Annotated in this window: 24 protein-coding genes; 15 read left to right on the top strand and 9 right to left on the bottom strand. The window is 64.6% G+C overall.

Features of this window, described 5'->3' with window-relative positions:
• Window positions 1–17 precede the first annotated feature (17 nt).
• Window positions 18–1,223: a cysteine desulfurase-like protein gene (locus tag CH268_RS11840; RefSeq protein WP_032366782.1), complete on the bottom strand. Its 1,206-nt coding sequence runs from the start codon at window positions 1,221–1,223 to the stop codon at window positions 18–20.
• A gap of 175 nt (window positions 1,224–1,398) precedes the next feature.
• Here CH268_RS11840 and CH268_RS11835 point away from each other — a divergent pair, with 175 nt between their 5' ends.
• The 5 genes from CH268_RS11835 (at window position 1,399) to CH268_RS11815 (ending at window position 5,533) form a co-directional block, all read left to right on the top strand.
• A complete protein-coding gene (locus CH268_RS11835) occupies window positions 1,399–1,977 on the top strand; it encodes a bacterial proteasome activator family protein (protein ID WP_094664201.1) in 579 nt (192 codons plus the stop codon).
• Window positions 1,978–2,081: 104 nt separating this feature from the next.
• A complete protein-coding gene (gene wzm, locus CH268_RS11830; RefSeq protein ID WP_167328462.1) occupies window positions 2,082–2,918 on the top strand; it encodes a galactan export ABC transporter permease subunit Wzm/RfbD in 837 nt (278 codons plus the stop codon).
• A gap of 10 nt (window positions 2,919–2,928) precedes the next feature.
• Window positions 2,929–3,735, top strand: coding sequence for a galactan export ABC transporter ATP-binding subunit Wzt/RfbE (gene wzt / locus CH268_RS11825; RefSeq protein WP_037218880.1), 807 nt, complete (start codon window positions 2,929–2,931; stop codon window positions 3,733–3,735).
• The gene (glfT1, locus tag CH268_RS11820; RefSeq protein ID WP_094664199.1) at window positions 3,728–4,630 is read left to right on the top strand and encodes a galactofuranosyltransferase GlfT1; all 903 of its coding nucleotides are present in this window, start codon (window positions 3,728–3,730) and stop codon (window positions 4,628–4,630) included. Before wzt ends, glfT1 begins: the two co-directional genes overlap by 8 nt.
• 39 nt (window positions 4,631–4,669) lie before the next feature.
• The gene (locus CH268_RS11815) at window positions 4,670–5,533 is read left to right on the top strand and encodes a TylF/MycF/NovP-related O-methyltransferase (protein WP_032366779.1); all 864 of its coding nucleotides are present in this window, start codon (window positions 4,670–4,672) and stop codon (window positions 5,531–5,533) included.
• Here CH268_RS11815 and CH268_RS11810 read toward each other — a convergent pair whose 3' ends face one another.
• The 4 genes from CH268_RS11810 to CH268_RS11795 form a co-directional block, all read right to left on the bottom strand.
• Window positions 5,534–7,423, bottom strand: coding sequence for a glycosyltransferase (locus CH268_RS11810; RefSeq protein WP_094664197.1), 1,890 nt, complete (start codon window positions 7,421–7,423; stop codon window positions 5,534–5,536).
• A 137-nt stretch (window positions 7,424–7,560) separates the two neighbouring features.
• The gene (locus tag CH268_RS11805; protein WP_094664195.1) at window positions 7,561–8,394 is read right to left on the bottom strand and encodes an alpha/beta fold hydrolase; all 834 of its coding nucleotides are present in this window, start codon (window positions 8,392–8,394) and stop codon (window positions 7,561–7,563) included.
• A complete protein-coding gene (locus CH268_RS11800; RefSeq protein ID WP_094664193.1) occupies window positions 8,391–8,993 on the bottom strand; it encodes a TetR/AcrR family transcriptional regulator in 603 nt (200 codons plus the stop codon). Before CH268_RS11800 ends, CH268_RS11805 begins: the two co-directional genes overlap by 4 nt.
• Window positions 8,994–10,781: an N-acyl-D-amino-acid deacylase family protein gene (locus tag CH268_RS11795; protein ID WP_094664191.1), complete on the bottom strand. Its 1,788-nt coding sequence runs from the start codon at window positions 10,779–10,781 to the stop codon at window positions 8,994–8,996. It abuts the gene before it with no gap.
• A gap of 163 nt (window positions 10,782–10,944) precedes the next feature.
• Here CH268_RS11795 and CH268_RS11790 point away from each other — a divergent pair, with 163 nt between their 5' ends.
• From CH268_RS11790 to CH268_RS11770, 5 genes are read left to right on the top strand one after another with little or no spacing between them, the layout of a single operon-like run.
• Complete coding sequence (locus tag CH268_RS11790) at window positions 10,945–13,197, top strand: hypothetical protein (protein ID WP_094664188.1); 2,253 nt, start codon at window positions 10,945–10,947, stop codon at window positions 13,195–13,197.
• 41 nt (window positions 13,198–13,238) lie between these two features.
• Window positions 13,239–14,234, top strand: coding sequence for a glycosyltransferase (locus CH268_RS11785; protein WP_032374278.1), 996 nt, complete (start codon window positions 13,239–13,241; stop codon window positions 14,232–14,234).
• Window positions 14,231–15,175 (top strand): NAD-dependent epimerase/dehydratase family protein, encoded by a 945-nt coding sequence (locus CH268_RS11780; protein ID WP_094664186.1) that lies wholly within the window; start codon window positions 14,231–14,233, stop codon window positions 15,173–15,175. Before CH268_RS11785 ends, CH268_RS11780 begins: the two co-directional genes overlap by 4 nt.
• Entirely contained in the window at window positions 15,172–15,639 is a 468-nt protein-coding gene (locus CH268_RS11775; RefSeq protein WP_032374162.1) for a GtrA family protein, read from the top strand. The genes CH268_RS11780 and CH268_RS11775 overlap by 4 nt, the downstream gene beginning before the upstream one ends.
• Window positions 15,636–16,472 carry a glycosyltransferase family 2 protein gene (locus CH268_RS11770; RefSeq protein ID WP_032374163.1) on the top strand — a complete coding sequence of 279 codons (837 nt, stop codon included), beginning with the start codon at window positions 15,636–15,638 and terminating at the stop codon, window positions 16,470–16,472. Before CH268_RS11775 ends, CH268_RS11770 begins: the two co-directional genes overlap by 4 nt.
• Here CH268_RS11770 and rfbB read toward each other — a convergent pair.
• Window positions 16,469–17,473, bottom strand: a complete 1,005-nt coding sequence (rfbB, locus tag CH268_RS11765; RefSeq protein WP_032366771.1) for a dTDP-glucose 4,6-dehydratase — start codon at window positions 17,471–17,473, stop codon at window positions 16,469–16,471. The genes CH268_RS11770 and rfbB overlap by 4 nt on opposite strands.
• A 90-nt stretch (window positions 17,474–17,563) precedes the next feature.
• Here rfbB and CH268_RS27895 point away from each other — a divergent pair, with 90 nt between their 5' ends.
• The 3 genes from CH268_RS27895 to CH268_RS11745 are packed head-to-tail and all read left to right on the top strand — an operon-like array spanning window position 17,564 to window position 19,907.
• On the top strand, window positions 17,564–18,346 hold the full coding sequence (locus CH268_RS27895) for a hypothetical protein (RefSeq protein WP_176457923.1): 783 nt from the start codon (window positions 17,564–17,566) through the stop codon (window positions 18,344–18,346).
• Window positions 18,343–19,554, top strand: a complete 1,212-nt coding sequence (locus CH268_RS11750; protein WP_094664180.1) for a WXG100 family type VII secretion target — start codon at window positions 18,343–18,345, stop codon at window positions 19,552–19,554. Before CH268_RS27895 ends, CH268_RS11750 begins: the two co-directional genes overlap by 4 nt.
• Entirely contained in the window at window positions 19,551–19,907 is a 357-nt protein-coding gene (locus CH268_RS11745; RefSeq protein WP_141215135.1) for a hypothetical protein, read from the top strand. Before CH268_RS11750 ends, CH268_RS11745 begins: the two co-directional genes overlap by 4 nt.
• A 15-nt stretch (window positions 19,908–19,922) precedes the next feature.
• On the opposite strand, the gene CH268_RS11740 is transcribed toward CH268_RS11745, so the two are convergent.
• A complete protein-coding gene (locus tag CH268_RS11740) occupies window positions 19,923–20,441 on the bottom strand; it encodes a maleylpyruvate isomerase family mycothiol-dependent enzyme (protein ID WP_051364928.1) in 519 nt (172 codons plus the stop codon).
• 146 nt (window positions 20,442–20,587) lie between these two features.
• On the opposite strand from CH268_RS11740, the gene rfbA reads away from it, so the two are divergent.
• Together rfbA and CH268_RS11730 are read left to right on the top strand one after the other, a co-directional pair.
• Window positions 20,588–21,460: a glucose-1-phosphate thymidylyltransferase RfbA gene (rfbA, locus tag CH268_RS11735; RefSeq protein WP_094664176.1), complete on the top strand. Its 873-nt coding sequence runs from the start codon at window positions 20,588–20,590 to the stop codon at window positions 21,458–21,460.
• A complete protein-coding gene (locus CH268_RS11730) occupies window positions 21,457–22,038 on the top strand; it encodes a dTDP-4-dehydrorhamnose 3,5-epimerase family protein (RefSeq protein WP_094664174.1) in 582 nt (193 codons plus the stop codon). Before rfbA ends, CH268_RS11730 begins: the two co-directional genes overlap by 4 nt.
• A 62-nt stretch (window positions 22,039–22,100) precedes the next feature.
• Here CH268_RS11730 and CH268_RS11725 read toward each other — a convergent pair whose 3' ends face one another.
• Both CH268_RS11725 and CH268_RS11720 read right to left on the bottom strand, forming a co-directional pair.
• Window positions 22,101–23,129: a TerC family protein gene (locus CH268_RS11725; RefSeq protein WP_094664172.1), complete on the bottom strand. Its 1,029-nt coding sequence runs from the start codon at window positions 23,127–23,129 to the stop codon at window positions 22,101–22,103.
• A gap of 174 nt (window positions 23,130–23,303) precedes the next feature.
• Entirely contained in the window at window positions 23,304–23,822 is a 519-nt protein-coding gene (locus tag CH268_RS11720) for a GtrA family protein (protein ID WP_080733317.1), read from the bottom strand.
• Between the last annotated feature and the right edge of the window lie 32 nt (window positions 23,823–23,854).

Raw genomic sequence — 23,854 nt, 5'->3', positions numbered from 1 at the left:
ACGTGCGGCGCAGCCGCTCAAAGGGCGAGCGCAGCGAGAGCTTTCACGAGCTGATCGATCTCGTACCGGGTGGTGTAGGGAGCGAGTCCGATGGTGACGGCACCACCTTCGTCGTTGACGCCCAGGGCGTCGAGCAGACGACTGCCACCATGGACCCCGCTGACGCTGCCGATTCGAGCCTGCGCGAGTTGCTCGGACACCTTCACCGCGGGCATACCGTCGACGGTGAAGCTGACGGTCGGGATACGCGTGGGCGCAGTGCCGAGCACCATGACGTGATCGAGGGTGGCGAGCGCAGCCATCAGATGCTCGAAGAGCCGATCCTGATAGTGCTGCAGCGACCCGATCGACAGTTCGAGCCGCTCACGGCGAGTGCCGGTGGCTGCGTCGTCGAGGTTGGCCAGGTAGTCGATGGACGACACGACACCGGCCAGCAGCGCGTACTGATGACCACTGACCTCGAGCCGTTCCGGCCCCTTCGCCGACGGGTTCAGCGACATCGACGGCAACTGGTCGAGCAGTGTCGGATCGCGGAAGATCAGCGCACCCACCGACGGCCCACCCCACGCGGCCGCGTCGATCGCGACGACGTCGGCTCCGAGTTCCTTGATGTCGACGTGCGCGTAGGGGGCTGCTCCGGCGGCATCGACGACGATGAGTCCACCGACCTCGTGGACCAGATCCGCCGCGACGCGAACGTCGGGAGCGCTACCCACGATCGGCGACGCCGCGGTGACCGCGACGAGCCGGGTGGTGGAGGTGATGAGTTCCTCGAACTGCCACGTGGGCAGCTCGCACGTATCGATCTCGACCTCGGCCCAGCGCACGTGTGCTCCGGTTCGGCTGGCGACCCGCAGCCACGGCGCAACGTTGGCTTCCTCGTCCAGACGCGACAGCACCAAGCCGGTTCCCAGCCCGAGCCGGGAGCTCAGAGAATCGGCGAGCCACGACAGCAGCGTCGCCCGATCCGGTCCGATGACCACCCCGGACGGATAGGCACCGACCAGATCTGCGATTGCGACGCGGGCGGATTCGAGCAGAGCAGCACTCCGCTTGGCGGCGATGTTGCCGGCCGAATGATTGGACGCACTGTGCCGGAACGCCGTGGAGACGGCCGTCGACACGCGATCCGGAATCAGCATTCCCAGCTGAGGGTCCAAATGAATCCACCCGTCGCCGAGGGAGGGAATGGACCCTCTGACCCGTGCGACGTCGTACCCCATGCCGGACACTCTAAGCGCCGACCCGCCGAGGGTGTGTTTCACGTCCCGTTTCCCCAGGGAACGGCAGCCAACAACGCACGCTTCGATCCTCCTGACACCCCGGTTGCGAACGACCGAACCAGGATAATCGCCCCTGTCGATCGCGCAACGGCAGGCGACGCGTAAAGATGGATGCATGACGCAATCCGAGTCGAACAATGCACCCGGCGATCACGTCGTCGTGATCGGCCCCAACGGAGAGCCACTCGCACTGAGCCGCGAGGAAGCCACCGCTGCTGCAGCCCGCGCTTCCGGATCGGCGGCCAACGAGGAGTCGTCCGACGGATCGGACCTCTCGGAGATGGTGGAACAGCCCGCCAAGGTGATGCGCATCGGCACGATGATCAAGCAACTGCTCGAAGAAGTGCGCGCGGCACCTCTCGACGACGCCAGCCGTAATCGGCTCAAGGAAATCCACAAATCGTCCATCCAGGAGCTCGAGCAGGGCTTGGCCCCGGAGCTGCGCGACGAGCTCGAGCGTCTGGTGCTGCCGTTCGGCGACGACGTCGTGCCCACCGACGCCGAACTGCGGATCGCGCAAGCTCAGCTCGTCGGCTGGCTCGAAGGACTGTTCCACGGCATCCAGACGGCACTGTTCGCTCAGCAGATGGCCGCACGGGCCCAGCTCGAGCAGATGCGTCAGGGTGCATTGCCTCCCGGCGTCATGCCCACACCGGCCGGCGGCCACGGCAGCGGTACCGGCCAGTACCTGTAACACCACACACACGCTCGCAAAATGAGCTGCATGGTCGATTACAGGTAGTGTCGACCGTCGTGTCGGCACCAGCGAAGGATCCCGAGAGCGAGGCAGGAGAACAGATGCCTGCTCCGGTTTCGGACTCACAGACTTATCGGCGCGCGTTCGGCGATCTGCGGACCGGTTTCAACCAGCGTGAGTTGTGGCTGCATCTCGGCTGGCAGGACATCAAGCAGCGCTATCGACGGTCGGTGATCGGCCCGTTCTGGATCACCATCGCCACCGGCGTCCAGGCCATCGCCATGGGCCTGCTGTATTCGGTGCTCCTGAACATCGATCTGCGCGAGTTCCTGCCGCACGTGACCGTTGGGCTGATCGTGTGGGGCCTGATCAGCGCCGCGATCCTCGAAGGCGGAGACGTCTTCGTCGCCAACGAGGGCCTGATCAAGCAGCTGCCCAGTGCGCTCAGCGTGCACGTCTATCGGTTGGTGTGGCGTCAGCTCCTGCTGCTCGGCCACAACCTGCTGATCTACGTGATCATCATCGCGATTTTCTGGCCGCCCGGCGGACTGCACTGGACCGTGATCTTCGCGATCCCGGCGCTGGTCCTGATTCTGCTCAACGCCGTGTGGGTGTCGATCCTCTTCGGCATCATCGCCACCCGCTACCGCGACATCGCCCCGATCCTCGGCAGCTTCGTCACGCTGATGTTCTTCATGACGCCGATCGTGTGGACCACCTCGGGCCTACAGCAGATGGGCGGCGAGGCCGCGAATCGCGCGAAGCTCGTCGAGATCAACCCGCTGTTCCACTACCTGGACATCATCCGGGCCCCTCTGATCGGCGAGGACCAGCAGGCGTACCACTGGTACATCGTGCTCGGGTTCACCGTCGTCGGGTGGGCGCTGGCCATCGTCGCTCTCAAGAAGTACCGGGCCCGCGTGCCCTACTGGGTTTAGGGGTCAGCAGTTGTCCATCAGCATCAGTACTCATGACGCATGCGTCGACTTCCCGATCTTCGACGCCAAGACGCGGTCCTTGAAGAAGGCGTTCCTCGGCAAAGCCGGCGGTGCCATCGACCGGAACTCCTCCGACGTCGTCGTCGTCGAAGCTCTCAAGAACATCACGATGAACCTGAAGGACGGCGATCGCGTCGGCCTGGTGGGTCACAACGGCGCGGGCAAGTCGACGCTGCTGCGGCTGCTCTCGGGCATCTACGAGCCGACGCGTGGCAGCGCCACCATCCGCGGCCGCGTCGCGCCGGTGTTCGATCTGGGCGTCGGTATGGACCCGGAGATCTCCGGTTACGAGAACATCATCATTCGTGGGCTGTTCCTCGGCCAGACGCGCAAGCAGATGCTCGCGAAGATGGACGAGATCGCCGACTTCACCGAACTCGGCGACTACCTCGACATGCCGCTGCGCACCTACTCCACAGGTATGCGGGTGCGCGTCGCGATGGGCGTCGTCACCAGCATCGACCCGGAGATCCTGCTGCTCGACGAGGGCATCGGTGCCGTCGACGCGGAGTTCATGAAGAAGGCCCGGCACCGACTGCAGCAGTTGGTGAAGCGCTCGGGAATCCTGGTGTTCGCCAGCCACTCCAACGAGTTCCTGGCTCAGCTGTGCGACACCGCGATGTGGATCGATCACGGCCAGATTCGCCAGCAGGGCGGCATCGAGGACGTGGTGCGGGCATACGACGGCGACGACGCCGGTGACCACGTCGCGCAGATCCTGAAAGAGATCGAGCGCGAGGACAACACCGGTGCCTGACAAGATTGTCGGGGTCATCGTCACGCACAAGCGGCGTGAGTTGTTGGCTCTGTCGTTGGACGTGATCGGTGCCCAGACGCGTCCGCTCGATCATCTGGTCGTCGTCGACAATGCGAACGAGCCGGACGTCCGTGAGTTGGTGGAGTCGACGGCCCTGCCGACGACGTACCTCGGCTCGCAGCACAATCTGGGTGGCGCAGGCGGATTCGCGCTCGGCATTCTGTATGCGCTCTCGCTCGGCGCGGACTGGGTGTTTCTCGCCGACGACGACGGCCGACCCGAGGGCCCGAAGGTCCTCGAAACCCTCTACGACTGCGCGCTCGCGCACGGACTGGACGAGGTCTCCCCAGTCGTCTGTGACATCGAGGATCCGGATCGCTTGGCGTTTCCGCTGCGACGCGGCGTCGAGTGGCGCCGTCTTCGCTCGGAGTTGATCGACCCGGAGAATCCCGAAGACGATCTGCTCGAAGGCATCGCATCGTTGTTCAACGGTGCCCTGTTCAAGGCGTCGACGATCGATGCGGTGGGCGTACCCGATCTGCGGCTGTTCGTGCGCGGTGACGAGGTGGAAGTACACCGCCGATTGCAGCGCTCGGGCCTGAAGTTCGGAACGTGTCTCACGACCGCGTACGTGCACCCCAACGGAGCCGAAGAGTTCAAGCCGATCCTCGGTGGCCGGATGCACACGCAGTACCCGGAGGATGCGACCAAGCGGTACTTCACCTACCGCAACCGCGGTTACCTCATGTCGCAGCCCGGAATGCGAAAGCTGTTGCCGCAGGAGTGGATTCGCTTCACTTGGTTCTTCCTGATCACCACCAGGAATCCTCGCGGTCTGGCCGAGTGGTTCCGGTTGCGCGGACTCGGCCGTCGAGAGCACTTTCGTAAGCCCTGACGTGTTTGCGAACGCGCCCTCACCAGCTACCGTGTGCCCATGACGGAACCTCGGAAGCTCGCGGATCGCATCAAGTCGTCGGCTCGAGAAAAACTTCAACGAGCAATCGGTGAGGTTCTGGCGCAGCAGACCGCGCAGCTGGCCGAGCAGACCAGCGATCAGCAAGCGAAATTGCTCGACGTCCTCGAACGTCAACGACGTGAGATCGACGATCTGCACGCCTTCATTCGCGGTCTCGAGATGCGGATGCGTCGCGACATTCCGTACGCCTCCGACGTCGAGGCCGCCGCCCAGAGCGCAGAATTCGCCGAAGAGATGATGCCGGAGGCACCGACCTTCCTGCGGCCGCACGCAACACTGCGATTCGCACTCGGTGAGGTCTCCATTCGCGGCATGGCGCTCGAGTTCGGAGTGGCCAGCGGGACGACGCTCGAGATCATCGCCGAGGAATTGGCGTCGCGTAAGGACATCACCGTCGTCGCCGGATTCGATGTGTTCTCCGGCCTACCCGAGACCTGGCGTACGGGCTTCCCGAAGGGACTGTTCGAGCAGGACACGATCCCCGAAGTGCCCGGCGCACAGATCGTCCCGGGGCTGTTCGAGGATTCTCTGCCGGGCTTCCTGAAGGGCCACCACGAGAAGTTGGCCTTCCTGCACCTCGACGCCGACCTGTACTCGTCGACGGTCACCGTGCTGGACCTCGTGGCCGATCGACTCGCAGTGGGCACCGTCATCGTGTTCGACGAGTACTTCAACTTCCCCGGCTGGCGCAACCACGAGTACCGGGCGTGGACGGAATTCGTCGCACGCACCGGCACCGAATTCGACTACCTCGGGTACACCGCCGACAACGAACAGGTCGTCGTGCGGATTCGCACGGCACCCAAGGTCCGGTCGAACTAGCTACTGCCCGTAGAGACGAGCCCAGTTCTCGCGGCTCGTCAGCTGCGGGACGGCGGCGCGGTACGACGCTGCCACGGCGGGTGTCTCTGTGCGCAGACGCTTGAGTGCCGTCACCCCGCGCTTGAGCAGCTCGACGGCATGTGCCTTGTTGCGCTTGCGAACTCGGACGCCCTCTTGCGAGCGGTCGGTGACGATCGCGTGGGAGAACAGCGAGACGTGCCACCAGTGCGCGTCGTCGGCCGAGATGGAAACGGGGCCCGGATCCACCGTGCCGCGCCACTGGTTGAGGACGCGCTTGGCGAGCACGGCGAATTCCATGCTCTTCTTCGGGTGCGGGCCGGCCGGGGTGATGAACATGTCGGCCGGACGCACCCCCGGAACGTCGTTGGCGTTGTGCCGCTTGGTTTCTCCGTACGCTGCGCGCTCGCGCCGAATGGAACCGGCCGCGTCCATGCCGCCGTCGAGCAGATGTTCCGGACCGGCCAGGAAGTCCTCGACGGACTTGATCAGCGTGTACGCCATGCCGTACTGCATCGACACCAGGTAGCGAAGCAGGTCGGTGAACAGCTGCTTGGCCAGCGTCTTACCGTCGAGTTCGATGTGCAGGGCGGCGGTGATCATGCCGTTGCGCAGGTTGAAGTAGCGGTGCCACTCGTCCCAGTCCTTCCACGCGAAGTCGGCGTGCCACACCGCTGCGCCCGGCAGCGTGACGGTGGCGAATCCGTTTGCGCGCGAACGGTGCCCGTACTCGATGTCGTCCCACTGGAAGAACAGCGGCAACGGGTAGCCGACCTGCCCGACGATCTCCGACGGGATGAGGCACGACCACCAGCCGTTGTATCCGGCGTCGACGCGGACGTCCTGCTGACGCTTGCGCTTGAATGCGCTCTTGTCCGATACCGCGTTCTTGACGTGGACTCCGGCCTCGAGCTTCTGCAGGTTGGCCACCTCGGCACCGACGTGCACGCGGTCAGGGTGCAGCAGGTACAGCATCTGGGCGCCGATGATCGCCGGCTCGACGGTCATGTTGGCGAACGAGTTCATGCGCACGATCGCCTCGGGCTCGCACAGCACGTCGTCGTCCATGAAGATCACGTTGGCCGGATCGCCGCCCTTGCCCTGTACCTCGTACAGGCCGCGGGTGAACCCGCCGGCACCTCCGAGATTGGGCTGGGTGATGTAGACGAGCTTGTCGCCGAGCTCGGCCGCCACGCGCTGGAACTTCTCCCGCGTCTGCACCTGATCGGTGCCCTGATCGACGACGTAGACGTTGTCGACACCGAGCAGAGCGATGGGATCGTCGGCCATGGCAGCGACGGTGTTGGCGCAGTCGTCGGCGCGATTGAACGTGCAGATCACCACCGAGGTGGGACGCAGCTTCTCCGGTGCGGCGACGGTCCATTCCGCGTCCTGCACCGACAACTCGCTCGATGTGGTGGTGAAGCGGACGTACAGCGCGCCGCCGTCGAGGAACTGCGTGGTGGCGACGGGAACGGCCAACTGAGTCGACGCGTTCGCGGAATCGACCGTTGTGCTGGCCATCGTGCGCTCGTGACCCTTGTAGTCCGTGGCCACCAGATCGATCCGGCCGGCACCGGCGACGGTCGCCCGGAACACCACCTCGGTGACGGTGGTCCACCGCTGCCAGTAGCTGGCCGGGAACCGTCCGAAGTAGCTGTTGGTATGTACGACGCTGCGCTTGGCGATCCGGACACCGGTGCGGGTGCGCTCGGCGTTGCCCTTGCGGACCTCGCTGTACATGTCTGCGCTGACCAGGGGCGACGGGCCGTCGAACAGAAGCCTCTGAACTGTCAGTTCGGCCGTGTCGTCACCGCCGGCGGCAGCCGGCACGTCCGAGGAACCGAGACGATCGAGAGCAGTGCCGTCCATACCGAGAAATACCCCATCCAGTTCGAGTAGTGACAGTTCGAGCGATCACAGGTGTGGCCGTACCGAGAAGAAGACCACTGACCATGGTTGCACAGCCCACGGCCGATCCGTCCGACGCTCGCCGCACTGCCCGCCACCTACTCCCCTTCCCGAACCCTCTCCATCAGCACCCGAGCGGCGTCGGCCGGGTGCGTGTACGGCCACCAGTGGCCCGACTCGACGTGAACGACGCGCAGGTCGGGGATCCACCGATCGAGACCCTCGGTGAGGTTCGTCGACAGCATCGGGTCGTGTGTCGGGACCACCACGGTGGTCGGGACGACGCATCGCGGATCGGGCCCACGGAGCACACGCCGCAGCACGTTGGCCCGGTACAGCGCGATGCCGCGCTGCTGGTCGGTAGCCGTCGGGGTCGGCTCGCCCTCGGCCTGCAGTCGGGCCAGCAGAGCCGGTATTCGCGTTCGCAGGACGGGCACGTGAAACCCGAAGACGTACCAGGACCTGGCCAACTGCCCCACCAGCGACGGCCACCGATGCGGCCGGACCGACCGCGCCCGTGCCACCTGCCGCAGATGATCCAGACTCGGCCCCGACACCGACGTGTACGACGCGAATGCGGTGCTCGCCCGAGGCGAGGCCATCGCCTCCCACATCTGGACCGACCCCCAGTCGTGGGCGAAGACGTGCACCTTGCCGGTGAGGCCCGGAATCGACTCGACCACCGCGAAGGCGTCCCGCGCCAGCTGCTCGATGGCGACGTCTGCCGCAGGCTCCAACACGGACGCTGCGCTGCCTCGAGTGTCGTAGGCGATCACCCGGACCGTGTCACCGAGCGCGGTGATCAGCGGATCGAACACGTGACGGTTGTCGGGATAGCCGTGCACCAGCAGCACTGTGGACTTCGCGGCCGGGTCCCCGTATTCGAAGACGGGAAGCTCGGCACCGGCGATGCGCACCGTCCAGTGGGTCATCCCGCGTCGGTCAGGGCATGCAGTGCGCCGCCACGCAACAGGTGAGCAATCATCTTCAACCGCATGGCTTCCTGCTCGGGCTGCGGATGGACCACGGCTGCCAACGCCTCGCCGTCGAGCAGGTGGACGACGCTGAAGACCACCGTTTCCAGATGCTGCGGATCGATCACGCCGGCAACGGGAAGCGCACGAGCAAGTTCGGCGATCTGCTCGTGATATCGAACGGTGAAGGGCTGCAGTCTCTCTCGCAGCTCGTTGTCGCTGCGGGCGGCGGTCAACAGCTCGTACCAGGCCCCGTTGATCGGGGCGCGGCACGCTGCTCTGAGCAGTTCGAGACAGTGCTCGATGGATGCGCTACCGAAACCGGACAGGCCGCGGCGAAACTCCTCGAACTGACGTCGACGAACCTCGTCGGCTGCGGCGACGATCAGGTCGAGCCTGGTGTCGAAATGTCGAAACATGGCCCCGGACGACACCCCGGCCCGGCTGACGATTTCACTGACACTGGTTGCGGCGTAGCCCTTCTCGCACAACGACGAAATAGTCGCGTCGAGAAGTTTTCCGATGGTCTCGGTTCGACGCTGGTGTTGACTCGCCACTCACACACGCTCCCGGCGTCGCGGGGCCGTGGGAGTGCCTGCCCGCAGGAAGCTACCGGCCCGCTCCGACACACCGAACCAGGGCGCAAAGGTGCCGCCGGAGAACACGACTCGGCCCGCGACCAGAGTGGCGGTGACCGCTCGGTCGTTGCGATTGACCATGCGGCTCAGGCCACCGAATTCCGGCATGGTCTCCTCGCGATAGGCCAGGACATCCTCGTTCAGGCCCTCCGGGTCGATCACGACGATATCGGCACGGTCCCCCACCCGCAGGTGACCGGCGTCGACACCGTAGAAGTCGGCCAGTTCGCCGCTGAGCTTGTGCACTGCCTTCTCCACGGTCATGAACGGCCGGCGATCGTTTTGCGCGTCGTGCACGCGGTGCAGCAACCGAATGCCGAAGTTGTAGAACGCCATGTTGCGCAGATGAGCGCCGGCATCGGAGAAACCAACGGTCACCCCGGGCTGATTGATCAGCTTGTCCATCTGCCGCTTGCGGTGATTGGCAACCGTCGTGTGCCAGCGCAACTTTCGGCCGTGCTCGACCACCAGATCGAGGAACGCGTCCACCACGTGCACACCACGTTCGGCCGCGACCTCCGCGATGTTCTTTCCGACGACCGAGGCGTCGGGGCATTCGGTGATCTCGGCGTCGGCGAAGTCGCGATGCCAGACGCGCGAGCTGAACTTCTTCTCGAAGTCGGCACGGAACCAGCGGCGGTAGGCCTCGTCCGACAGTAACTCGTTGCGTCCCAACTCTTCTCGCAGATGCAGTGCGGCGCGGCCGGAGCCGAACTCCTCGAACACCACGAGATCGATGCCGTCGGAATACACGTCGAACGTGGTGGGGAGGTGCTGCCAGCGGAACTGACCCTTGCCCGGGCCGTTGACCATCCGGGCGAGCGGGCCGAAGACGCGATGGATCCACGGCGACGCCTTGGCATCGGCCGCCGCCAGCAACGAGATCTTGAGCGGAGTGCGGCCGACCCCGGTGGCCGAGGCGAGGAAGAACAACATGTCGTACTTGGTATTCAGGTTCGGAATGCTCTGCAACAACCGACCGCGTCGACGCAGAATCTTGTGCAGAGAACGGAATTCGCTCCACCGCGCATACGAGGACGGTAACGAACGAGACCGGTATCGATCGCCGTCCAACTTGTCCCACGGGTTCGTCATGGTCGACATTCCGAGCAGCCCGGCATCGAGCGCCTTCTCGAGCGCGTCGGACATGGCGCGCCACTCCTCGCGGGTGGGCTTCTGACTGCGATCGGTCGAGCGGTCCAATCCCATGACGTGCGCGCGCAGATCCGAATGCCCAACCAATGCAGCGATATTGGGACCGAGAGGCAGGCGCTCGAGCGCTGCGATGTACTCGTCGGGACTGTTCCAATTTTTGTGCGCATCGACGGCCTTGAGCACATGATCGCGGGGCAGCGCCTCGACCCGACTGAACAGATCCGCGATGTCGACCGGAGTGGAATAGAGAGTCGACAACGAACAGTTACCCAGGAGAACCGTCGTGACCCCGTGCCGGACGGATTCTTCGAGACCCGGCCCGACCAACACCTCTGCGTCGTAATGGGTGTGTACGTCCACGAACCCCGGCGTGACCCACTTGCCGGTGGCATCGACCACCTCGGTCGTCGCGCTCGGCTCGAGGGGAGTGGACGACACGGCCCGCACGACGCCGTCGACGATGCCCACATCCGCCCGAACTCCAGGGCCGCCGGATCCGTCATACACGGTTCCGCCGGCGATGACGACATCGAAAGGAATGTTCGGGTTCATGTGACCTCCGTCATAGAATGACGAAACAGTAACTTAGAGAGTGGTCACTCGCAATAGCCGCTTTCCTGCGGACATCTGCGTGGTGCATGCGTCGGCGTTTCGGCTCGGGAGCAAGGCGACAGCTACAGTCGGGTGTCTTTGCCCGAACTCACGGAGTTGACCCTTGCCCACCACGGATACCCAGATCGCGAGCAGCTCCCTGCCCGACAGCAGACGAGAGCGCCTCGTATGGGGAGCGGCGATTGCGGCCGTCGTCGTGTTGGGCTATCTCTTGGTGCTCAGCGTCGACCCTCGCTTCTTCTACATCGACGACACCGAATCCGGTGCCATCCCCAACTGGCTTCAACTCGGGCGCATCATGCGCGACGGTCACTTCCCGTCCCTCGTGCTCGATCAGTGGATGGCGGGCAACTATCCCGTCGAAGGCCAGGGCGGACTGTGGAACCCGGTGCAGATGGCGATCAACTACGTCTCGCCCTCGATCGACAACCTGGTCCTGCTCGCGACGGTCGTCAAACTCGGCTTCTCGATCCTGCTGGCCTGGGGTGTGTACCGCGTCGCGCTCGTCTACGGGGCACGCGCGAACTGGGCCGCTGTCGCAGGCGCAAGCGCGCCGTTCGTCGGCTTCACCCTGTTCTTCGAGAACACCTCGTGGGTGACGGCCCTCATCGGCACCGCGTACATCACCAACGCATGGGCGAGCTCGGTGAAGTACGCCCGCGGCCACAGCGGCCCCGTCGTGCCGTTCGTGTTCCTCTACCTGGCCATCAGCGTGGGATACGTCCACGCCGCGGTCATGGCCGGAGTCATGATCGGCTCGGTCGCGATCGGCGAACGGTTGTTCCAGCGCCTGTGGCGTCCGGCGCTGAAGGTGTGCAGCGTCGGCATCGCCGCGGCCGCCTGCGGGGCCGTCACCTTTCTGCCGGGAGTACTGACCTCCGCGGTCACCTGGCGCAGCGGTGACGAGGGAACGTTCAACGACAACTTCCTGACGGCACCGTGGTCGGAATCGTTGACCGCCAGCATCCCGACGGCCGTGACCAGCATCGAATCGTGGGCAGGCGAGACCACCGAGTCCCCGGTCACCTACATCGCCTGGTTCCTCGTCCCTGCGCTCGCGTTCATCGCGTGGCGTCGGGTGCCCACGGCGTTGCGTGAGCTGGCCGCACCACTGATTCTGTTGGCGTTCGCGCTGGTCTTCACCGCGGGCCCCAGCGATATCGGCCCCATCCGCTGGCCCGCGCGCATCCTCCCCTTCGTCGCCATCGTCGCGTTGATCCTCGTCGTCACCCTGATCAGCCGATACGGAACTCTGGACAAGCTGCGGCCCCGATTGCTCGCCGCCGGCCTGCTGACGCTGGTGTTGCTGCTGCGTGCCGGCTCGTCGGGTCCGGAGTTCTTCGGCCGCCACATTGTTGCTGCGCTCGCGATCCTGCTGGTCGGCGCACTCGCCCTGCTGCTCGCCCACCGCTTCTCCACCCGGGCCACCGCCGCGCTGATCCTGGTCACGATCGCGCCGATCGCGATGTACCAGGTGGCCGGGTACCAACCGCCGTTCGCCAAATGGTGGCTCCCCACCTCGCAGTCCGAGGCCAAGGCGCAGTTCCCGCAGTGGCAGGGCTCGACGCTGCAGCTCGGCAGTCGTGCGCTGACCGAGACCGAAGCCGACGGGCCCGACGACCCGCAGTTGCCGTGGCACTCGCAGGTCTACGGCAACTCCGCCAAGGTGATGGGCCTGGACTACGTCAACGCCTACACCCCCGTCGGCTACCTCGATTTCGCAAACCTGCTGTGCTTCGAGCACGAGGGTTCGACCTGCACCGACGCCTTCGATCGGCTCTTCGAGATCGAGCCGTACACCGGCAAGACCTATGCCGATCTGATGCAGCTGGACCGCGTCGTGCTGCAGAAACTGCAGTATCCGCTGGCCGAGAGGGAGGCCGCGCCCGCAGGCTGGCAGTGGGTCACCGCGCCCACCCCCGACTCCGCTCGGCAGGTCTACGTCCTCGAACGCGTCGATGGATTGATTCCTGACGCGTCGGGACGCGTCGTAGCGACGGTGAACGCCTCCGCCGACCCGATCTCGTCCGACGCGGACTCCGAGCACGTCACCGTCTCCGCGCCCGCCGGCGGCAGCGTCGTCTTCTCGCGGTTGGCCTGGCCCGGCTACACCGCCACTCTGAACGGTGAGCCGCTGCAGACGAAAGGCCTGGCCGATATCTTCCTGTACGTCGACCTGCCGCCCGGCACCGACGCAGCGGACCTGGAACTCACTTTCCGGCCGCCCGGTGAACGACTCGGACTCGCTGCCATGGCCGGTGGGGTGATGGTGCTGATCGGCCTGGTCGTACTCGATGTTCGACGACGTCGACGCCCCTCCGCGCCGGAGTTCGGCAGTACGACGTCCAGCAGATAGGGTCAGACCTCGTGACGTCCGACGCTGCTGCTCCGCACCGCATCTCCATCGTGGTTCCGGTCTACCAGGGCGAACGGACGCTCAGCGCGCTGATGGACGAGATCATCCCGTTGACGCAGGTCACCTACACGCCCCTCGGGCGGCCGATGATCGTCGAAGAAGTTCTCCTCGTGTTCGATCACGGACCCGACAACTCCGCAGCCGTGATCCGGCAGCTGACCGAGGCGCATACGTTCGTTCGTGGCGTGTGGCTCAGTCGTAACTTCGGCCAACACCCGGCCACCCTCGCCGGCATGGCTTCGAGCGGCGGCGAGTGGATCGTCACGATGGACGAGGACGGCCAGCATGACCCGGCCGCGATCGGCGGCATGCTCGATACCGCCCTCGACCGGCAATCCACCGTCGTCTACGCCAAGCCGACGAACGTCGCACCGCACGGACTCTGGCGCAACGCCGCCTCACGCGGAGCGAAGTGGCTCATCGCCAAGGCTCTGGCCGGAGACAACACCGTCGACTACCAGAGCTACCGCCTGGTCCTCGGCGAAGTCGGTCGATCCGTTGCCGCCTACGCCGGCTCCGAGGCATACCTCGACATCGCACTCGGGTGGATTGCAGGCGACGTCACGACGAGCCCGGTGGCCCTGCGAGAAGAAGTGGACCGTCGATCGGGATACCGGCTGCGGACGCTTCTGTCGCACTTCTGGCGAATGGTGCTCTCCAGCGGCACCAAAGGTCTGCGGCTGGTGTCCTTCATCGGCATCGCCTTCGCGCTACTGGGCCTCGTTCTCGTCGCCTACGTGCTGGTGTCGTACTTCGTCTTCGATTCCGGTGCCGAAGTGCGAGGCTGGGCATCGACGATGGTGATCCTGCTGTTCGGCTTCGGAGCCACCCTGTTCTCGCTCGGAGTGGTGGCCGAGTACGTCGGCGTCAACGTCAAGACCGCCATGGGCAAGCCGCCCTACCTGATCGTGACCGACCCTGGAAACGGGCCGCTCGGACGCACCGAACCGTCGACCGATCCCGCACCGCCGGCGTGAGCGCGACGACGCACACCTGGGTCGTCGGCAGCGGCGGACTGCTCGGCGCATCGGTGACGCGGGAAGCTCGACGACGCGGACATCACGTGCACACCAGTGCAATCCCGTGGTCCGACCGGTCACTGGCCGAAGAAACTCTGCTGCAACGCTGTTCGGCCTTCTTCGACTCGTTCCGGACCGGCGCGTGGAACGTCGTCTGGGCCGCCGGAGCCGGCGTGAACGGCACCAGCGCAGCACAATTCGCCGAAGAGAACGATCTGATCCGGACCGTACTGGCCCGGATCGAGTCCGTCGCTGCGGACCGCGCGGACACCGGAACGGTGTTTCTCGCGTCGTCTGCCGGAGGCGTCTACGCCGGCGCACCGGGAGCCCCACACGACGAAGAAACACCGCCGATCCCGTTGGGCGATTACGGTTTCGCGAAACTGCAGTCCGAGTCGGTCGCGACCGAATTCGGCATCCGCACCGGGGTCAACGTTGTCGTCGGCCGATTCGCCAACCTCTACGGCCCGGGACAGAATCTCGCGAAACCTCAGGGGTTGATCTCGCACCTGTGCCGCGGATACCTGATGGCCTCACCGGTGTCGATCTACGTCCCCATGGACACCCTGCGCGATTACCTCTACGTCAGCGACGCCGCCGAAATGGTGGCCGACGCCCTAACCGTCTCCGCCGAACGACGTATCGCTCCGACCGTCAAGATCTTCGCCTCGGGTGAGGCCGTCACCATCGGTTCCATTCTCGGTGCCTGCCGAACGGTCTTTCGTCGACGCCCCAACGTAGTGCTGGCGGCCTCTCCCCTCGCGGCGTTCCAAGGACGCGACCTACGACTGCGGTCGAACGTCTGGCCGCAGATCGATCGACGCACCCACCGCACACTGCCTGCGGGTATCGCCTCGACCCTGTTCGCGACGCGTCAGGCACTGGCGGTGGGCCGATGACCGAACCGCAGACTCCCGCGCCTCCGGCCGGCATGAACGGTGCACCGGGACCACTGATGCGCATCGTCAAGAATCAGAAGATCGCATTTCTGCTCGTCGGCGGCGTCAACACCGCACTGGGCACCGCATGGTTCATCGTGTGGCAGTTGCTGATCGGCGAGCGATACGGCTACCACGCCGCCATCGTGCTCGGGTATCTCTGCAACGTACTGTGCGCGTTCGCGATGTATCGCTACCTCGTGTTTCGCGTTCGCGGGCACTTCTTCAGAGATCTGCTCCGGTTCTTCGTGGTCAACTTCGGAGCGTTCCTCGCCAACATCTCACTGATGACCCTCGCTGTCTCGGTGTTCCACTTCCCGCCCATCCCTTCCCAATTGGTCGTCACAGCAGTGATGGCAGTCGTCAGCTTCTTCGGCTACCGCGACTTCTCGTTTCGCAGAAAGAGCCAGGACCCCACACCATGACACCCCGAGTTTCCGTCGTCGTCCCGGCGTACAACAACGCCGAATACCTGGCCGAGACCATCGATTCGATTCTCGCCCAGACGTTCACGGACTTCGAGCTGGTCATTGCCGACCACTCGTCGACCGACGGCACCCTGGCCGTTGCCCAGAAGTACGACGATCCACGCATTCGACTCCTCACCACACCCGCGGGCGGCGGGGCACAGGCCAACTGGAATCGCGTCACCGAAGAAGCGTCGGGCGAGCTGATCAAACTCGTGTGCGGTGACGACACCATCCACCGCACCGCGCTCGCCGCCCAGGTTCAGGCTTTCGACGCCCATCCGACCGCGGTACTCGTCGCCGCGCAACGCACGTTGATCGACGCCAACAGCAAAACCGTCATCGCCGCGCGCGGACTCGGCGGACTACAGGGAAAGACGTCGGGTCGAGTGGCCGCGAGAACGGCAGTTCGGGCCGGAGCCAACATCTTCGGTGAACCCGGCGGCGTCATGATGAAGCTGTCGGAACTGCGCGCAGTCGGACTGTGGGACAACAGTCATCCGTACCTGATCGACCAGGCCACCTTCATTGCGGTAGCGCTGCGCGGCGACATCGTTGCCATTCCCCAGCCGCTGGCGTCGTTTCGCATCAACTCGGGACAGTGGAGCGTCGAGCTCGCCACCCAGCAGGCCCGTCAGGCCGCCGACTTCCACCGCTCCCTCCAGGCGAGCGACCCGACGTTGTTGTCCGACAGTGACGTTCGCATCGGCAACGCCAAGGCACTCATGACCTCGTTCATGCGGCGAGCCGTGTACCTGCTGCTGCGACATCGGATGTCGCGCAGCAGCTAAGGCAGTACGGACTCCTTCGTCGCATAGACGGCCTCGGTGGCGTCCTTCTGCGGTCGCCACCACTGCTCATTGTCGCGGTACCAGTCGACGGTCGCTTTCAACCCTGCTCGGAAGTCGACATAGGTTGGTGTCCAACCCAATTCGGTGCGGAGTTTGGTCGAGTCGATGGCGTAGCGCAGATCGTGGCCGGGGCGGTCGGTGACGAAATCGAAGGCATCGGGCTCGTGGCCGGTCTCTTCGAGGATCGCTTCGAGGACGGTGCGGTTGTTGGCTTCGCCGTCGGCTCCGATGAGGTAGGTCTCGCCGATGCGGCCACCGTCTATGATGGCCCAGACGGCGCTGTTGTGGTCGTCGACGTGGATCCAGTCGCGCACGTTCTGGCCGGCACCGTAGAGCTTGGGGCGTGAGCCGCTGAGGATGTTGGTGATCTGACGCGGGATGAACTTCTCCACGTGCTGATACGGACCGTAGTTGTTGGAGCAGTTCGAGATGGTGGAGCGGACGCCGAACGATCGGGTCCACGCGCGCACCAGCAGATCGCTTGACGCCTTGGTCGACGAGTACGGGCTCGACGGGTTGTACGGGGTCGATTCGGTGAATCTCGCCGGGTCGTCGAGTTCGAGGTCGCCGTAGACCTCGTCGGTGGAGATGTGGTGGTAGCGGACGTCGTGCTCGCGGACCGCATTGAGCAACGTGGTGGTTCCGATGACGTTGGTGTGCACGAACGGCCACGGGTCGGTCAACGAGTTGTCGTTGTGGGATTCGGCGGCGAAGTGGACGACGAGATCGGTCTCGCGGACGAGGCGGTCGACGAGATCGGCGTCGGCGATGTCGCCGTGCACGAAGTCGATGCGATCGGCGACGGGGTCCAGAGAGGCCTTGTTGCCGGCGTAGGTGAGCTTGTCGAGCACGGTGACCTGGGAGTCGGGGCGCTGCGCGAGGGTCTGATGTACGAAGTTCGCGCCGATGAACCCGGCCCCACCCGTGACGAGAATTCTCATGAACAGGCACTTTACCGGTGGAGGGTCGTGCGGGCCGTTCTTGTCGGGCGCGCGTGCTAGCTTCTGTTCGACTTCGGGGGGAGTACGTCAATGGGTCTGGGAAAAATTCTTGTCCGCCTCGCGGCACTGACAACGCTGCTGTTCGGGTTCATGTGGGCAATTCCGCAGCTGGCTCCGCAAGTGCCGGAACCGTACGAGGGTGTACGGACTCTGCCACCGGTGTCACCCAGACCCACGGGCTCGACGACAGTGCCGCCGCCCCTGCCGCCGGGTTTTCCGTCGATGGAACGCCCGCCACCGAAAATCGAGGTGCCCGACGGGCAGCCGCAGCCCATCGCCACCAAATTCGGCTGGACTTACGACATACCAGCAGAGTGGCGGAACTTTTCGACCGGAATCGCGGGTTGGTCGAATGCCGGTCGATCGGTCGTCTACGGCTCGATCGGAGATTTCGGGAGCAATTACTGCCCGGAATCCGACGGGTCGACGCTTGCCATGTCCGGCATGACCGGGCGCCGCGCGATGGATCTGCACACCGCAGCGCTCGACGCAGCACGAGGCGCAGAGATCATCTTCGGCGACGACTCCGCCGCACCGCCTCGAATCGAGTACTCGCAGCCGAGCGACATCGAGGTCGCAGGCGGGCCGGCTGTGCGATACACCGTCACGGCATCGAGCGTGCACAAGCGAGCCGACTGTGACCCCACGAAGGGGACGTTCGATGTTGTTGCCGTGCCCGGGTTCGCGACGGCGACGGTCGCCGTGTTCTTCGTGAAGCTGGACCTCGCTGTCGACGGGGCAGTGGATCATTCGGTCGTCGAAGACATCATTTCCACACTCCGCCGTACCGATCCCGGCGGGGTGACGCGATGACCAAAGAACTCCTTTCGGCGGACGCGGCGAACATCGCCGGTCTCGGTAATCTTCTCGATCGCATCGGTGCCGATACCCTGGCCAGTCACCACTACTTGCTCGACAACGCGGGCCTCGGCGAGAACGTGGTCGGAGAAATTCTGAAGAAGCTGAGTCCGTATATCGCGCGCTTCCAAGAGATGACCCGCACCCGACACGTTCACCTGTCGGCCAACTGCGGCGAGATGGGGGCCGAGCTGAACAAAGCTGCCTGGTTGTATGCCGATCAAGATCGAAAGAACTACGACCTGCTCAACGCCCACACATCTGTGCCACCGCTACCCGGCAGCGACCGCGGGAGTTCGGATCACGCCGCGGCCGGGAATGTAGACGAATTCGACGGTGCCGCTGACTACAGTCATCCTCACGGAATCGATTATCCTCCAACCAATCCCGCCATCGACGACATCCGCGACGTGCTCGCCGATGCCTCCGAGTGGCTCGGCGAGATCGACCGAACGATCTTCGAACTCTCCGGGTGGAGTCCGCTACGCGAAGCGACCATTCCTGTCACCGGCAACTGGAACGAAATCCGTCGAATCGGTCAGGCGTACCAGATTGCGGGCGACGCCATGGAAGCCGCAGCAGAGTCGTTGGCTGCAGGAGTACGCCGCGTCGACGGTCACTGGAACGGTGCAGCCGCACAGGCATTCACCGACTATGCCGACCGACAACTCGCCGCAATGCGATGGGAAGGGCATGCCGGCCGAACGATCGCCGCAATCTGTACAGCCATCGCCGAGCAACTTCGTGGCGCAGCGCTGGCAGTGGTCCGCAAGATCGTCGAATTGCTCGAGTCCGAAGTGGCCCTCGACAACGCCCGCGGTGCGCTGAAGGTCGTGCTCAAGAAAGTGCCGGTGGTCGGCACTACATGGCAGGTGGAGAGCATCATCGAAATATGCTTGACGACAATGGATCTGACCAAGGATCTCATTGTGAAGATCGAGCAGGTGGTCGACGACTTCGGCGGGTTCCTCGACGCGCTCGGCGACCCCGAAGGCCAGGTGGGCCAGAAGATCGACGACACACTGCGGCCGCTGAACGACCTCCTCGACTACGGCAAGCAAGCCGTCGAAGCGGGCAAGACCGCGGATATCCGACCGGTACTCGACACACCGGACGAGGACTTCTCCGTCGGCACCGGCGACGAACCATGGAGGGACGCATGATCGAGTCCCTGCCTCCGCACGCCCGCGCTGCCTACGACCGACTGATGGCATCCTGCGGAGAGCTCGAAGCCATGCGTACACGCGCCTCGAACGCAGACCTGAAAACCCGGACCGTCACAACGGAACTACTGGCCCGCGTGGCGTCCTCACCGCGAGCGTCGGCCGACCTGTTCCACTACGCACGCCGCGTCGCGTCGGGTGAATGCAGTTGGGAACGAATCCAGGTGGACGCGAATCCGCTGCCTCCGGAGGTGGACGAGCTCACAGCCGATCCGCTGATCGTGTGGCCGTCGGAATGGCCGACATCGACGACCGAAGCCCTGTCTCAGCCCTATCGAATCCCGTGGCAGTGAGCGCCGCTGGACGTGTCAGGACCGTCGAACAGTACGCCCGGCAAAAGCCGCGATGCGCTCGTACGCGTTTGCTCCGTCGGGTGCAGGCTGCTCGGGATCGAAGGCACCACCCCTGCGCTCATCGGTCATATTGGCCGACATGAACACCATCCCCTCCTCCGCCACGGTCTGGTCGAAGTCGTCGGTACCGCGCCCGAGCGCGGTCGCAAGGTCCCACGCGTGCACCGAAAGTTCAGCAGCGACCATGCCGGCCGGCAGCGGTGAACCTGCGTCGAGCTCGGTCAGCAGTTCGCGGGTCCGGGCGGTCCACAGCGGAACCGGATCCGAGGAGGGCTCGGGTGCGGCCGACCAGTCGATCTCCCCACCTCGCGCCATCGTCACCAGGTTGGCCGCGGTGTGCACCAGGTGGTCCGTCAGGTCAGCGACTGTCCACTCCGTGCAGGGCGTGGCCGACGCGCGTTCGGCGTCGGTCATTCCGGCCATCAATTCGGTGATCTGAGTGGCACCGGTGGCGATCTGGCTACTCGTCGTCACGTGGCTTGTCCTTTGTTCGGTCGACGGGCGGTTCCGTCGGAACGGGGCAGGGCTGGCCGGAGTCTATGGGCAGTTGCCACCTCGCGCGCCGGAACGAAGGTGCACGACCGAGCGGGTGATCGGAGGGTCTGGAAGACTTCGGGCTCATGCGGGGAATCATTCTGGCGGGCGGCACGGGCTCAAGGCTTCATCCGATCACTATGGGAGTGAGCAAACAGCTGGTCCCGGTCTACGACAAACCGATGATCTACTACCCCCTCTCGACCCTGATCCTCGCCGGCATCCGAGAGATCCTCATCATCACCACGCCTCAGGACGCCGACCAGTTCGCACGCCTGCTCGGCGACGGCTCCCAATTCGGCATCTCCTTGACCTACAAGGTCCAACACGAACCCAACGGCCTCGCCCAAGCCTTCGTCCTCGGAGCCGATCACATCGGCACCGACTCCGCCGCCCTGGTGCTCGGCGACAACATCTTCTACGGCCCCGGCCTGGGCACCCAACTCTCACGCTTCGACACCATCGACGGCGGCGCCGTCTTCGCCTACGAGGTCTCCGACCCCACCGCCTACGGCGTCATCGAATTCGATGCGAACCGCAAAGCCATCTCCCTCGAGGAGAAACCGGCCGCCCCGAAATCGAACTACGCCGTCCCGGGCCTGTACTTCTACGACAACGACGTCATCGCCATCGCCCGCGACCTCGCCCCCTCCGCCCGCGGGGAATACGAGATCACCGACGTCAACCGCCACTACCTCGACGCCGGCCGCCTGCAGGTCGAAGTCCTCCCCCGCGGCACCGCCTGGCTCGACACCGGCACCTTCGACTCCCTCCTCGACGCCTCCAACTACGTGCGCACCATCGAACAACGCCAAGGACTCAAGATCGGGTCCCCCGAAGAAGTCGCCTGGCGACGAGGATTCATCACCGACGACGAACTGCGCGCCCGCGCCGAGACACTCGTCAAATCCGGCTACGGCCGCTACCTGCTGGACCTGATCGACCGAGGAAACAGATGACCTTTCGTGAACTGAAGATATCCGGTGCCTACGAATACACCCCACGCCAGTTCGGTGACGACCGCGGCGTGTTCTTCGAATGGTTCAAAGCGAGCCTGTTCGAGGAGACCACCGGGCGAGCCCTGGATCTGAAGCAGGCGAACTGCTCGGTCTCCGCCGCCGGAGTGCTGCGCGGTATCCACTTCACCAGCAACCCACCCGGGCAAGCGAAATACGTCACCTGCGCCCGTGGAGCGTTCCTCGACGTCATCGTCGACCTGCGCGTCGGCTCCCCGACGTTCGGGCAATGGGACAGCGTGCTGATCGACGACATCGACCGCAAAGCGGTGTTCCTCTCCGAAGGCCTCGGGCACGCCATCTTGTCGTTGGAAGACAACTCCACCGTCATGTATCTGTGCGGCCTCGAGTACACCCCGGCACTGGACCGCGACATCAACCCCCTCGACCCCGCCCTGGGCATCGACTGGCCCACCACCGGCCGCGACGGATCGCCTCTGACCTACGAGCTCTCCGCCAAAGACAAAGCCGCCCCCACCCTCACCGAAGCCCTCGAAGCAGGAAACCTGCCCACCTTCTGAGTTGGTCGTTGTTGGGGCGACACCGCGGTCGTGCGGCGTCGCCCCAACACCCGATGCGAAGGCTACAGACGGTCTTTCCGTCGACCGCGCGTGCTCCACAAAGGTTGAGCCGCAGCAAGTTCCGTTTCCGTCGCCGTCCGGAACGGAGACGCCGACTGGTCGACCTGCGGGTGCGCATCCTGCCCTCGGGTGGCTCGCAAACTGAGGATCACGGAGACCGCGAGAATCGACGAGATGACACCGAGCGAGACGGCGGTGGGGATGTAGAACACGTCGACCTTGAGTGCCATCTTGATGCCGACCCAGATCAGGACCAACGCCAGTCCCACCTTCAGATACACGAATCGGTGCATCAGGTCCGCGAGCAGAAAGTACATCGCCCGCAGTCCGAGAATGGCGAATGCGTTGGCGGTGAACACCAGGAAGGGGATGTCGGTGACGGCGAAGATCGCCGGGATGGAATCGACAGCGAAGACGATGTCGGTGACCTCGACGAGTACGAGCACCGCCAACAGTGGAGTGGCCAACGCAACGCCCCCGATGCGCACCACGAACTTCTGCCCGTAGAACGCGTCGGTCATGGGAACGTAGCGACGGAACAACCGCAGCGTACGAGACTGTTCGGGATCGAGATGCTCGTTGCGCTGACGCACCATGCGGTATCCGGAGAAGATCAAGAAGGCCGCGAAGAGGTAGAGCACCGCGCTGAAGCTGGCGATGAGGGCAGATCCCCCGGCGATGAAGATGCCACGAAAGACCAGCGCACCGAGTACGCCGAAGAACAGGACGCGGTGTTGCAACTCCCTGGGCACCGCGAAATACGTGAAGATGATGGCCCACACGAACACGTTGTCGACCGCCAGCGACTTCTCGATCAGGTAGCCGGCGAAGTACTGCTGGCCGAACTCGGCACCGGCGGTGGCCCAGATCAGTACTCCGAATCCAACGCCGAAAGCGACCCAGATACCGGACCAGACAGCCGCTTCGCGCACTCCGATGACGTGTGCTCGCCGATGGGCGAACAAATCGACCGCAAGCATGGCGACGATGAAGCCGAGTACTGCCACCCAAGCCCAGAATGGAACGGACATGACAACCTCCAGTTCGGTGAACTGGAGGTCTCTCCCGCCCGATGCGGGCCGCTCGCCGGGCCCGGATTGCCGGGCCGTGGTGACGACGAAGCTGCTGGGGGATACTCCCCTCCTGGGGCCATATTGAACCAGGACTTCGGCCCGGGATCAAGGAAACTTAGCGCCCCACAACAGTTACCGAATTTTGAAGATCACGAACCGCTGCACCAGGAAGTTGATGACCGTCGCCGTTCCCTGCGCGACGACGAATGCCACGTTGGCGTACCAGAAGCCGTCGGGAAGAACCTGGTAGAGCCAGGTGTAGATCCCGACCTGGACGGCGAAGGTGACTCCGTACAACGCGACGACGGCGAAGAACCGAGCGCGGGACGGTGCCGCGTTGAACGTCCACCGACGGTTGATCAGGTACGCCGTGGTGGTGCCGAGCACGAACCCGATTGCCTTGGCCAGAGTCACCCCGACGCCGAACACGAAATGCAGGATCAGATTGACGCCCTGATCGACGATCGCCGACAGCACACCCGTCGCCAAGAACCGCACCACCTGCGTCTTGAGATCGAGGGCCGCGTCGGCGATGTTCTCGGTCAGTGGCAGCTCGACGGGCAGCGGGACGTGATGCTGCAGCTCGTCGTCCTCGGGCGACCAGTCGTCGTTCCCGGAGCCGTCTTCGATGGAGCGATCAGGGGTGGACACGAGGACTGACATTAGCTGCTATCGCAATGCGG

The sequence above is a fragment of the Rhodococcus sp. 06-1460-1B genome, from assembly GCF_002258475.1.
Lineage (GTDB): Bacteria > Actinomycetota > Actinomycetes > Mycobacteriales > Mycobacteriaceae > Rhodococcoides > Rhodococcoides fascians.
This window is presented reverse-complemented; position numbering and strand designations above follow the sequence as displayed.